The following is a 13,096-nucleotide window of genomic DNA, read 5'->3' as shown; positions in this document are numbered from 1 at the left end:
CTACTCTATCGTCGGAAACATCTTGTGTGGTTTCATCAAACCTGCCTTTGTAGGGTGAGCTTGATAAACCGCAACTGCCTTTCCATTGATTCCAAAGACAATTTTATCATGTATCTTTAACAATGTATCTGCTGGAAGCACTTGTCCATTGAAAATTTCTTTTTCATTGGCAGAAGTAATCTCAATATATGGATAGTCTGTTAATGCATACTCGACAGGTAAAATACAAGTAGTTACCTGCTCTGCATCCATAAGCTCCGCCACCTGTGCTAGCGTAAAACAGTTATCGCGCGTAAAGGTACCTGAAGCAGTACGTACGAGCTCTTTCATATGCGCTGGATAACCAAGAGCCTCTCCAATTTGGACAGCTAATGTACGGATATAAGTGCCTTTACTACAATCGATACGAACTGGGAATGTTATCTCCTGCCCCTCGTAGGATTCATTGTCATCGAGAAGCTCTAAAGCATAAATGGTAACTTGACGAGTAGGTCTTTCAACTGTTTCACCTTTTCGAGCATATTCATAGAGACGTTTACCATTTACCTTGACCGCTGAAAACATTGGTGGAGTTTGCTCAATAACACCTGTTAATGAAGCTAAAACCTCTTGCAACCGCTCACGAGAAACCTTCTTAACTGAAGGATCCTCTGCAACCGTTTCGCCCTCTGCATCCTCCGTTGTCGTTGTACGACCAATGGAAATAATAGCTTCATAGGTTTTCCCTGCATCTGTTAAATATTCTGCAATTCGAGTGGCTTGGCCAATACAAATTGGTAGTACTCCTTCCACACCTGGATCCAAAGTCCCTGTATGTCCAACCTTTTTTGTACGTAAAATTTTACGTAGCTTAAAGACACAATCATGGCTTGTCATGCCTCTTTCTTTCCAAAGCGGTAAAATACCGTTCATATACATCCTCCCAAATTGCCTTTAAAATAAAATTTACCTAGCATTATTACTAGATCGAAAATCTTCTTTATGAAGATAAAAAGCCTGCCTGCATAAACATGCAAGTGGCAGACTTTTCTAGCTTATTCTTTGTGTAAATCTCTCAGCAATGTATCAATACGGTTTCCGTACTCAATCGATGAATCGAATTCAAAGATTAATTCTGGTGTGCGTCGTAAACGAATACGTGAACCAATTTCTGATCGAATGAAACCAGAAGCTTTTACTAAAGCTTTAATCGTTTCCTCACGTTCACGTTCATTGCCTAAAGATGTAATATAAATAGTCGCTTGCTGTAAATCACCCGTTACCTCAACACCTGTAACAGTAACAAAACCAACACGCGGATCTTTAATTTTACGGCCAAGAATATCACCAAGCTCTTTTTTCATTTGCTCAGCAACACGGTTTGAACGTAGAGACATAATTTGTCACCTCTATTTCGATGTACAGATAGTTGATCTTTTCATGCTACTTAGCTATCTCAACTACCTACTATTCCTTATAAATAGTCTCGCCACACATTAAGCTGTTCCCATGACGGATTTGACTCTAAATAGTGGAGCGCGTGATTAATTTCCCGTTCAGCTGCCTCTTTCGATGAAGAAACAGCTACAAGTGCTAATTTGGTGCGCTGCCATACGTTTTGATGGTCAATTTCCGCAATAGAAACATTAAACTTCTGCTTAGTGCGGGTAATCATACGCTGTAAGACAGCACGTTTTTCTTTTAACGAATGGGCAGTTTGAATGATAAATTCAACTTCTGCGTATACAATCATTATACTCGTTTAACTTCTTCCATAATGTAGGCTTCAATAATGTCGCCTTCTTTAATATCGTTGAAGTTTGTAATCGTAATACCACATTCGTATCCTCTTGCTACTTCTTTTACTTCGTCTTTGAAACGCTTAAGCGTATCTAATTCACCTTCAAAAATAACTACGTTATCGCGAATTACACGAACGCCTGAATCGCGTGTTACTTTTCCTTCAGTTATATACGAACCAGCAATTGTACCAACTTTTGATACTTTAATTGTTTGGCGAACTTCTGCTTGACCAATAATTTTTTCTTCAAATTCAGGATCAAGCATACCTTTCATTGCTTGCTCAATCTCTTCAATTACTTTGTAAATGATACGGTGTAAACGAATATCTACGCCTTCTTCTTCTGCAGCACGTTTTGCATTGACATCTGGACGTACATTAAAACCAATAACAATAGCATTGGAAGCGGCAGCAAGAGAAATATCAGATTCCGTAATGGCACCTGCACCAGTGTGAATAATTTTCACATTTACGCCTTCTACATCAATTTTCATTAATGATGCAGCCATTGCTTCTACAGTACCTTGTACGTCTGCCTTAACGATTAAGTTCAGCTCTTTCATTTCGCCTTGGCTCATTTGCTCAAATAAGTTATCAAGCGTTACACGTTGTTTTTCAGAACGTTGTGCTTGGATAGCTGACATCGCACGAGTTTCACCAACTTGACGAGCTGTTTTTTCGTCTTCAAAGACAACAAAACGGTCCCCTGCTTGAGGTACATCATTTAAACCTGTAATTTCTACTGGTGTTGATGGTCCAGCTTCTTTCACACGACGGCCTTTATCATTCACCATTGCACGAACTCGACCAAAAGTATGACCGACAACGATTGGGTCACCCACTTTTAATGTACCATCTTGCACTAACAGCGTAGCTACTGAACCGCGTCCTTTGTCTAGCTGCGCTTCAATTACTGTTCCAAGAGCTAAACGGTCAGGATTTGCTTTTAGTTCTCCTACTTCTGCTACAAGTAAAATCATTTCTAGTAATGTGTCAATGCCTTCACCTTTTAATGCAGAAATTGGTACGAAAATTGTTTCGCCACCCCATGCTTCAGGAACTAAGCCGTGTTCAGTTAATTCTTGCATCACACGATCTGGATTTGCAGACGGTTTATCCATTTTATTCACAGCTACAATAATTGGTACTTCTGCAGCTTTAGCGTGATTGATTGCTTCTACTGTTTGTGGCATTACACCATCATCAGCAGCTACAACTAAAATAGTTAAATCCGTTACTTTTGCACCACGTGCACGCATTGTTGTGAAAGCAGCGTGTCCTGGTGTATCAAGGAAAGTGATTTTTTTGTCACCTTCTGTTACTTGGTAGGCACCGATATGTTGCGTAATGCCCCCAGCTTCCCCAGCAGTTACTTTAGTATTACGAATTGAATCTAATAATGTTGTTTTACCGTGGTCAACGTGACCCATGATTGTCACAACTGGCGGACGTTCTGATAATGTAGCTTCATTTACTTCTTCTGTTTGTTCGAAGTGTGTTTCTAAGTCCGTAATATCTACACGGATCTCTTCTTCCACTTCTACACCATAGTCTGCGCAAATTAATTCAATTGCATCCTTATCTAATTCTTGGTTAATTGTTGCCATTACCCCAAGCATGAATAATTTTTTAATAATTTCAGATGGCTCACGGTGTAATTTTTTTGCTAATTCTGCCACTGATAATGATTCAACAAAAGTAATTTTTTCTGGTAGTTCCTTTTGTTTAACTGGTATTGATGGTTGATGCGTTTTTGGATGGCGACGTTTGCCTCCATGAATCCCTGGTTTTGGACGTTGGTTGTAACCACCGCCACCTCTACGATTATTATTATTGTTATTATTATTTTGTGTCATATTTCTGTTTTGATTACCTTTTGTATTCTTAGATTTTTCGTTAGACGAATTTGAGTGTTGCTGAGTGTGTTGCTGATTATTTGCTTTAGGCTTAGAAGTAGCAGATTGCTGCCTTTGACCTTCTTGCTTTTTCACCGAATGGTTTTGTTGACCGTTCGATTGAGGTTTTTGTGATATGTTTTGAGTTGCTTGTTTTCCTACATTTTTCTCAGGTGTTGCTTTAAATGTATGGTTTAACTTTGACACGATGTCTTTCTCTAACATAGACATATGATTAGTTACACTCACATTTAATTTACTAAGTGCTTCAATAACCTCTTTACTCGTTTTATTCACTTGTTTCGCATATTCATGAACTCTGATTTTGGTCATCTGCTCACCCCCGATTATTTTTCGTTGAGTAGACTAGACAATTTACTTGCAAAACCTTTATCGGTAATCGCTAAAGCCACTCGGGCCTCCTTACCTGTAGCATGTCCTAGATCGTAACGATCTCCAATTACATGATACTCAACGTTGTAGTACGTGCACTTATCTTGAATTTTCTTACTTGAGTTTTTAGAAGCATCGTTTGCAAGCAGTACTAACTTAGCATTGCCATTGCGGACTTCCTTTACTACTAACTCTTCTCCTGAAATCACTTTACGGGCTCTCGCCGCAATTCCAAGCAAATTAAATATTGCTTGATTAATCATAAAATTGACTCCCTACGAATTAGCAAAATAAGCTCCTCGTAAATTTCTTCAGGAATTTTCACATCAAGTTGGTGCCCCAATACATTTTTCTTACGAGCGATATCAATTGCCTTCTCTGATTTAGAGACATAGGCACCACGCCCAGGTTTTTTCCCGGAGATATCTACACTTACTTCGCCCTCTTTTGAACGAACAACACGTATCATTTCTTTCTTTGGTAGCATTTCTCCAGTCGCTACGCATTTACGAAGAGGTATTTTTTTGTTAACAGCCATAAGAATCACCATTCCTCTCTGAAGCTTGTCGTAAGAGGTGGACAAGTCGTGCTCTACTTGACGCTCTGACAGTATTCAGTCGGCGTAGGGGGCCCACTGAATACTGTCAGGTAACTCGTCACACGGGCTTCCTTACTTATTCTTCGTCGTCTTGATATAAATCTACTGCCACTTCGTCAAAATCACTTTCTTCATCCTCAGCAGGTACGAAAGTGCTTGTAGCAGATGGATAGATACCTAATTCACGAGCATCTGTCTCACTCTTAATATCAATTTTCCAGCCAGTAAGTTTTGCAGCTAAACGTGCATTTTGTCCACGTTTACCAATAGCTAGCGATAATTGATAGTCTGGTACAACAACTGTTGTAGACTTTTCTTCTTCGTTTACTTGAACATCTAAAACTTTCGATGGGCTAAGTGCATTGGCAACAAATACCACAGGATCTTCCGACCATTCTACGATATCGATTTTTTCGCCGTTTAATTCGTTAACAATTGTTTGTACACGAGCACCCTTAGCTCCAACACAAGAACCTACTGGATCTACTTCTTCGTTATGTGCATAGACAGAAATTTTTGAGCGATCTCCTGCTTCACGAGCAATCGATTTAATCTCTACAATTCCTTCGTAAATTTCAGGTACTTCCATCTCAAATAATCGGCGTAATAAGCCAGGATGTGTTCGAGATACAATCACTTGTGGACCGCGTGTTGTACGTTCAACCTTTGTAATATACACTTTGATGCGATCATGTGGATGATAAGTTTCGCCTTGGATTTGCTCATTAACTGGCAATGCCGCTTCTACTTTCCCTAAACCTACATAAATATTTCGCGCATCTAAACGTTCCACAACACCTGTTACGATATCATCTTCACGATCGACATATTGCTCGTAGATTAAACCACGTTCCGCTTCACGTACGCGTTGTGTTACTACCTGTTTAGCTGTTTGAGCAGCAATACGGCCGAAGTTACGTGGCGTTACTTCTTGTTCCACGATATCTTCTAATTGATAAGCTGGGTTAATAACCTTTGCGTCCTCTAAAGAAATTTGTAGACGATCGTCTTCTACTTCTTCCACAACATCTTTACGTGAAAACACGCGAATAGAGCCCTTATCTAAATTTAAGTCCACTCGAACATTTTGTGCTTGGTTGAAGTTGCGTTTGTAAGCTGTGACTAATGCCGCCTCAATTGCTTCAATTAACACATCTCTTGAAATTCCTTTTTGTTCTTCTAGCGCATTCAGCGCATCTAACAAATCACTACTCATTTTGTTTTCACTCCTAAATATGCATTATGCTTAAAAATCGATGGCTAGTCGTGCCAATGCGATCTTTTCTTGTTCTATTGTTACTGTAATTTTACGCGTTTTAACGCGCACTTCCATCACTAATGTATGTTCATCGTAGGATGTTAAGTAGCCTTGGAATTCCTTCATGTCCTTAATGGGCTTATAGGTTTTTACATAAATAAACTTACCAATTGCCTTTTCAAAATCAGCATCCTTTTTTAATGGACGCTCCGCTCCAGGTGATGAAACTTCTAAATAATAGTTTTGTGTAATTGGATCTTTTTCATCCAATAACAAACTTAGTCGTTCGCTGACTTGAGCACATTGATCAATGTCGATGCCACCCTCTGGTGTATCAACATAGACGCGTAAAAACCAGTTACGCCCTTCTTTTACGAACTCAATATCCACTAACTCCAGATTTAACTCATCTACTATTGGTTTAGCGAGCTCTTCAATTAAAGATGGTACTTTGCTCATTATTTCCTCCTGTATCTATTCTAGCGTGTCAATCATTCATTACAGTATTGGTGGTGTAATGAACCATAATAAAACAGAAATTCCACCAGTTGCTTTGGTGAAATTTTACGGTCTTACCTGCTGTTAGTCAAAATTTGTTTTGCTACGGTATAACAACAGAAAAGAGCGGGTAAGCCCCACTCTTTTGCTGGAAAAATATCAACAAATTATTACCATTAGAATAGCATAGTTCTTGGTATAATGCAAATTTCCTTCATTCAAGATAACCATATTGTGACAGGATTTTGAAATAACAATGTTTTCAAAGATTATACTTTAAATGAATCAACATCTTAAAAGAGTGATAACTGATTGGCATCAGGCATACCTTCTAAACAGCCCAGCTGATCCATGTATTCGATTAGTGTCTTCGAAACACGGCCACGTTGCTGTAAATCCTCCTTCGATAAAAACTCCCCATCTTCTCGAGCAGCCACTATCGTTTTGGCCACGTTCGTACCAAGTCCTGGGATCGCATCAAAAGGTGGAATTAGTGTATTGCCTTCAATGACAAATTCACTTGCCTGCGAACGGTACAAATCAACTTTCTGGAAGCTCATGCCTCGTTCACACATTTCCAGTGCTAGCTCCATTACTGTTAATAAGTTCTTCTCTTTTGTAGAAGCATCTAGACCCTTTAAATTGATTTCGTCAATACGTGCACGAATCATTTGTGAACCTTGAACCATAGAAATTAAATCAAAGTCATCCGCACGTACCGTGAAATATGCTGCATAGTACAGGATTGGGAAATGGACCTTAAACCAAGCAATACGAACCGCCATTAATACGTATGCGGCAGCATGGGCTTTCGGGAACATGTATTTTATCTTTTTACATGACTCGATATACCAGCCTGGTACTTTATTGGCGAGCATCTCTGCTTCAAATTCCTCTGATAAGCCTTTTCCTTTACGTACAGACTCCATGATTTTAAATGCTAACGATGGCTCTAAACCTTGGTAAATTAAATACACCATAATATCGTCACGACAACCAATTACTTCTTTCAGGACACATGTCCCGTTATGAATTAATTCTTGTGCGTTACCTAGCCAGACGTCTGTTCCATGAGATAATCCGGAAATTTGCACAAGCTCTGAGAATGTAGAAGGCTTTGTATCCTCTAACATTTGCCGTACGAAGCGAGTACCGAATTCAGGAATACCTAATGTTCCGGTCTTACAGCCAATTTGTTTTTCAGTGACACCTAACGTTTCAGGTGAACTAAAAATTTGCATGACGACAGGATCATCAGTAGGAATCGTTTTCGGATCTATTCCTGATAAATCCTGTAGCATTCTAATAACCGTCGGATCATCGTGTCCAAGTATATCTAGTTTTAAAATATTATCATGAATCGAGTGGAAGTCGAAATGGGTTGTGCGCCATTCTGCATCCTGAGCATCTGCTGGGAACTGTACTGGCGAGAAATCATAAATATCCATATAATCAGGTACTACGATAATTCCCCCTGGGTGTTGCCCACTAGTTCGCTTGACCCCTGTACATCCTTGCACTAAACGATCCACCTCAGCTCCACGGAAATGTAAGTTGTGATCATTCGCATAGCCTTTGACATAACCATATGCTGTTTTCTCCGCCACCGTACCGATTGTTCCTGCACGGTACACATAATCCTCACCAAACAATACCTTGGTATAATTATGGGCTTTCGGCTGGTATTCACCAGAAAAGTTTAAATCGATATCGGGTACCTTATCCCCTTTAAAGCCAAGGAAGGTTTCGAATGGGATATCTTGTCCATCTTTTTTATAAGGTGTTCCACATTCTGAGCAGTCTTTATTCGGTAAGTCAAAGCCCGAGCTAACCGAACCATCATCAAAAAACTCCGAATGCTTGCAATTTGGACAAACATAATGCGGAGGCAATGGGTTAACCTCCGTAATTTCCATAAAGGTTGCCACTAATGAAGAGCCTACGGAACCACGAGAACCTACTAAATAACCGTCAGCTAAAGATTTCTTCACCAGCTTCGCAGAAATTAAATAAATTACACCAAAACCATGTCCTAAAATAGATTTTAGTTCTTTTTCAATGCGAGCTTTTACAATTTCGGGTAGCTCCTCACCGTAAATATGATGAGCCATTTCATATGTTAAATTGGTTACTTCATCATCAGAGCCTTCAATTTTGGGTGTATATAAATCATCCTTAATCGGTTTAACATCTCCAATGCTATCAGCTACTTTTTGTGCATTCGTTACAACAACTTCTTTAGCCAGATCTGGTCCTAAGAAATCAAATTCTTTTAGCATTTCATCCGTTGTTCTAAAATGCACCTCAGGTAGCTTAGATCGATTTAAGATGTTTGCACCACCTTGAGAGCCAACAAGTATTTGTCTAAACATAGCATCAGTGGGGTCTAAATAATGAACATTTCCCGTTGCGACAACTGGTTTATCGAGCTTCTTCCCTAACTTAACGAGCTTTCGAATGATATCCTCTAGTGTCCATTCATCACGTACGACATTACGCTCAATTAATGGGGCATATACCGCTTTCGGTTGTACCTCAATATAATCATAGAATTTTGCCACCTGTTCGGCTTCCTCAGGTGATTTATTCATCATCGTTTCAAATAATTCACCATTACTACAACCAGAACCGACTAGTAAACCTTCACGATATTGCTCTAGAACAGCTCTTGTCACACGAGGAACTCGATAGAATGTTTTTGTATGGGCGTGTGAAACAATTTTAAATAAATTCTTTAAGCCCGCATTATCAACAGCTAAAATAGTACAATGCATGGGTCGACCTTTTTTATAGGCGTCCCCACCACCAATATGCTTATTAAAATCATCATGGTATTTAATGACTAATTCATCGGCATCTTTTAATAATTGTAATAGTAAATAGCCTGTCGCCTCTGTATCGTATATCGCTCGGTGATGTTGTGTTAATTCAATATTGAATTTTTTACAAAGTGTATTTAAACGGTGATTTTTCATTGTTGGGTACAGCAATCTAGCTAGCTCTAATGTATCGATGACTGGATGTGTTGTTCCTTCAAGACCAAATTTTTTATAGCCTGTATACAAAAAACCAATATCAAATGACGCATTATGAGCGACAACAATCCCATCTCCAATAAATGCATGAAACTCTTTTATAACTTGCTCTACTTCCGGTGCATGACGAACCATATCATCCGTAATACCTGTTAATTCAATAGTCGTTGCTGAAAGCGGATGATGTGGGTTTGCAAAGCTTTCATATTTATCAATGACTTGACCATCTTTAATTTTTACTGCCGCCAGCTCAATAATTGTATCGTAAGCAGTTGATAACCCGGTCGTTTCCACGTCAAAGACAACATAAGTGGCTTCTTCTAATAAGCGGTGCTCTGGTGCATAAGCTATAGGGACACCATCATCAACTAAATTAGCCTCCAGGCCATAAATTACTTTAATACCATGCTTTTTCCCTGCTGCATAGGCTTCAGGGAAGGATTGTACAACAGCATGATCTGTAATAGCTATTGCTGGATGACCCCATTTTGCTGCCTGTGCAACTAGTCGATCAACGGGCGTCACAGCGTCCATTTGGCTCATTGGTGTATGCAAATGTAGCTCTACTCGCTTTTCACCCTCTGGTGCTAGATCCTGACGTGTTTCTTTTTTTATTTCATTAATATCATTAGCCATGACGATTAAATCACGAATAAATGTATCTGTTTGGACGGAGCCTCGAACTTTAACCCACATTCCCTTTTTTAGGTGCTGCATCAATTCAGCATCGTCATTATCACGTGAGAACATTTTGACGATGATAGAGTCCGTATAGTCAGTAATTTTAATTTGTAATAAAGAACGTCCACTTTTCAGTACTTTAATTTCTGCATCAAAGACAAAGCCCTCAACAATCACACGGCGCTCCTCTTCAACAATCCGTTTAATTTCCATAATTTCATCGTCTTTAATAAGCATACCAAGCTGGAATGGACGATCACCAAGGTTCGCAATAGCTGGATTGTCCTTCTTCTCTTGCTCTCGTTTTTGGAAATCCTGCATCGCTTGCTGAGATAGAGCTGCTTCTTCCATGCGCTTTTGTTCCATAAACGCTTCCTGAGCAGCAATCATTTCTTCCGTTTGTTCTTGAAGCACAAAATCTATCGCCATTTTTGGAAAACCGAATTGACAATAGCTTTCTGCTAGCTTGTCGGCATACTTCGTTTTTAACATCATAAATTCCATTTCCTGCATACAGGCTAATGTGATTTTCTGACCATTCCACATCGGCACTTGAGAGATAAGGCAATTTTTCAATGTTGGTGCCATCTCATCAATTTGCTCAACAACATTTAGCCAATAAGCTTGGACAAGTTCCTCTGTCACAGTTTTCTCTTGTGTCTCAATGGTTGTATAAACCTGTGCGATTGCTGAAAATTTATCTGTTAAATGGGTACGGAAAAGCTGGTAAAGCGGAAATGGCAGTATATCACGTAATTGAATAGTAAAATGCCATAGTCTATCCTTTTTATGGACCGTTAGCCGTGATAACTCACCTTCTTCAAAAAATGACATGTACACATCATCTGTTAACTCTAGTTGCTGTAAAAGCATTCGAAATCTCGTTCTTGCCTCTTGTTGCTGTTCCAATCTATTGACACCTACTTTCAGAAGGAGGCATTCCATTATCAGCCTCATTTTCTAATTCATCTTCAACATAGGACAAGAATGCCAGAAAAAAATTCGCTCCCTCACTGCGGGTGCTCTTCAAGCTTAACAGAGAGTCTAGACTATCTGTTTTTCTTTGCTTGGCTCACTGTCCCGCAGAATTGTCGCGAATTTATTTATTCCTATTTTATCAAAATTACATGAAAGCCTCTATTAGAAGCATTCACTACCATTTAAAACCAACCATAAGAGGTTATTAATTTTTACGGAAAAATTCATTTAAGCGGTCAATCACTTCTTCTTTTTTCCATTCAAATGTTTCCCCAGTTTGTCGGAACTTCACTTCCACAATACCTTCTGTTGCTTTTTTACCTACCGTTACGCGGACAGGTAAACCAATTAAATCAGCGTCCGCAAATTTAACGCCAGCACGCTCAGCACGGTCATCTAGTAGTACATCATAGCGATATGATTTTAATAAGCCGTAAAGCTCATCTGCTAAAGCTACTTGCGCTTCATCTTTCGTATTTACAGGAACAACATGGATATCGTACGGAGCTAATTGTGTTGGCCATGTAAAGCCATTTTCATCTTGGAAATGCTCAGCTACCGCAGCTAGAATACGAGAAACACCAATACCATAGCAACCCATGATAAATGGTTGAGATTTTCCTTGCTCATCTAGGAAAGTACCATTCATTTTAGCAGAATAAGTAGTACCTAGTTTGAAAATATGACCAACCTCAATGCCTTCCGCGAATTTAATCGTACCTTGTCCATCTGGAGAAGGATCACCCTCTTGAATAAAACGAATATCTAAGTAGTCATTCACAGCAAAATCACGCTCAGGATTAACATTTACTAGATGGAATCCATCTTCATTCGCACCTGCAATACCATTACGAATAGATTTAATCGCATGATCAGCTACTACTTTTACGTCTACTGGTAACTTCACTGGCCCAATGGAGCCAACACCACAACCTAATAGCTCACGAATCGCAGCTTCACTTGCAAGCTCTACAGAACCCGCTTCAAGAGCATTTTTCAATTTAATATCATTGATTTCATGATCTCCACGTGCAAGAACAACAACAAGTTCTCCATCTACATCAAAGACAAGAGACTTTATAACATTAGCAGGCATTACTTGTAAGAATGCTGAAACTTCCTCAATTGTTTTTTGATCTGGTGTTGCTACTTTTTCAACTTCTTTTAAAGCTTCATCAGATGTCTGGTAATCTGCAATGACTTCAGCCATTTCAATATTTGCTGCATAGTCAGATGTATCTGAATAGGCAATTGTATCTTCTCCAATTTCAGAAAGAACCATGAACTCATGTGTACCTTTTCCGCCGATAGAACCTGCATCAGCGATAACAGCACGATAGTTTAAGCCAAGACGTGAGAAAATATTAGAATAAGCACGATACATATCATCATATGTTTCATCTAAGCTTTCACGAGATGCATGGAAGGAATACGCATCTTTCATGATAAATTCTCTTCCTCGTAGTAAACCAAAGCGTGGACGTTTTTCATCACGGAATTTCGTTTGAATTTGATAAAGTGTTAACGGTAATTTTTTATAAGATTTAATTTCATCACGTACTAAAGTTGTAATTACTTCTTCATGTGTTGGCCCCAATGCAAAATCACGGTCATGACGGTCTTTTAAGCGCATTAATTCTGGACCGTATTTTTCCCAGCGACCTGACTCTTGCCAAAGCTCAGCAGATTGTAGAGATGGCATTAATAGCTCAATCGAATTGATGGCCTCCATCTCTTCTCGAATAATTGTTTCAATTTTTGATAACACACGTTTTGCAAGCGGTAAATACGAGTATACCCCACTTGTATTTTGACGAATAAACCCTGCACGTAGTAATTGCTTATGTGACTTTACCTCAGCATCAGCAGGTACTTCACGTAATGTTGGGATAAATGTTTTACTTTGCTTCATTCAGTGTTCCACCTTTTTTAATAGATAAGTTTATACTCTCAATAGCATAAACAAATTTAGCTTTGAGC

General features: G+C 39.2%; 10 protein-coding genes. All 10 read right to left on the bottom strand.

Translation table 11 applies throughout. The features are described 5' to 3' along the window. On the bottom strand, positions 1 to 912 hold the full coding sequence (truB, locus tag KVT27_RS02535; RefSeq protein WP_217580607.1) for a tRNA pseudouridine(55) synthase TruB: 912 nt from the start codon (positions 910 to 912) through the stop codon (positions 1 to 3). A 122-nt stretch (positions 913 to 1,034) separates the two neighbouring features. Then, complete coding sequence (rbfA, locus tag KVT27_RS02530; protein WP_025113968.1) at positions 1,035 to 1,376, bottom strand: 30S ribosome-binding factor RbfA; 342 nt, start codon at positions 1,374 to 1,376, stop codon at positions 1,035 to 1,037. A 77-nt stretch (positions 1,377 to 1,453) separates the two neighbouring features. After that, positions 1,454 to 1,732: a DUF503 domain-containing protein gene (locus KVT27_RS02525; protein ID WP_008178987.1), complete on the bottom strand. Its 279-nt coding sequence runs from the start codon at positions 1,730 to 1,732 to the stop codon at positions 1,454 to 1,456. Then, positions 1,732 to 4,008: a translation initiation factor IF-2 gene (gene infB, locus KVT27_RS02520; protein ID WP_217580606.1), complete on the bottom strand. Its 2,277-nt coding sequence runs from the start codon at positions 4,006 to 4,008 to the stop codon at positions 1,732 to 1,734. Before infB ends, KVT27_RS02525 begins: the two co-directional genes overlap by 1 nt. Positions 4,009 to 4,022: 14 nt before the next feature. Next, positions 4,023 to 4,331: a YlxQ family RNA-binding protein gene (locus KVT27_RS02515; protein WP_008178997.1), complete on the bottom strand. Its 309-nt coding sequence runs from the start codon at positions 4,329 to 4,331 to the stop codon at positions 4,023 to 4,025. Then, a complete protein-coding gene (gene rnpM, locus KVT27_RS02510; RefSeq protein ID WP_036124041.1) occupies positions 4,328 to 4,606 on the bottom strand; it encodes an RNase P modulator RnpM in 279 nt (92 codons plus the stop codon). The genes KVT27_RS02515 and rnpM overlap by 4 nt, the downstream gene beginning before the upstream one ends. Before the next feature lie 136 nt (positions 4,607 to 4,742). Further along, positions 4,743 to 5,882, bottom strand: coding sequence for a transcription termination factor NusA (gene nusA, locus KVT27_RS02505; RefSeq protein ID WP_036124039.1), 1,140 nt, complete (start codon positions 5,880 to 5,882; stop codon positions 4,743 to 4,745). Between the two features lie 30 nt (positions 5,883 to 5,912). Beyond that, the gene (gene rimP, locus KVT27_RS02500; RefSeq protein ID WP_036124036.1) at positions 5,913 to 6,383 is read right to left on the bottom strand and encodes a ribosome maturation factor RimP; all 471 of its coding nucleotides are present in this window, start codon (positions 6,381 to 6,383) and stop codon (positions 5,913 to 5,915) included. Positions 6,384 to 6,715: 332 nt separating this feature from the next. Then, positions 6,716 to 11,047 carry a PolC-type DNA polymerase III gene (locus KVT27_RS02495; protein WP_036127690.1) on the bottom strand — a complete coding sequence of 1,444 codons (4,332 nt, stop codon included), beginning with the start codon at positions 11,045 to 11,047 and terminating at the stop codon, positions 6,716 to 6,718. A 274-nt stretch (positions 11,048 to 11,321) separates the two neighbouring features. Further along, positions 11,322 to 13,028 (bottom strand): proline--tRNA ligase, encoded by a 1,707-nt coding sequence (locus tag KVT27_RS02490; protein ID WP_036124032.1) that lies wholly within the window; start codon positions 13,026 to 13,028, stop codon positions 11,322 to 11,324. Positions 13,029 to 13,096: the final 68 nt, after the last annotated feature.

It is taken from the genome of Lysinibacillus sp. GbtcB16 (assembly GCF_019091145.1).
GTDB classification, from domain to species: Bacteria; Bacillota; Bacilli; order Bacillales_A; family Planococcaceae; genus Lysinibacillus; species Lysinibacillus fusiformis.
Note: the sequence above shows the minus strand (reverse complement) of the source record. Positions and strands in the feature narration are given on the sequence as shown.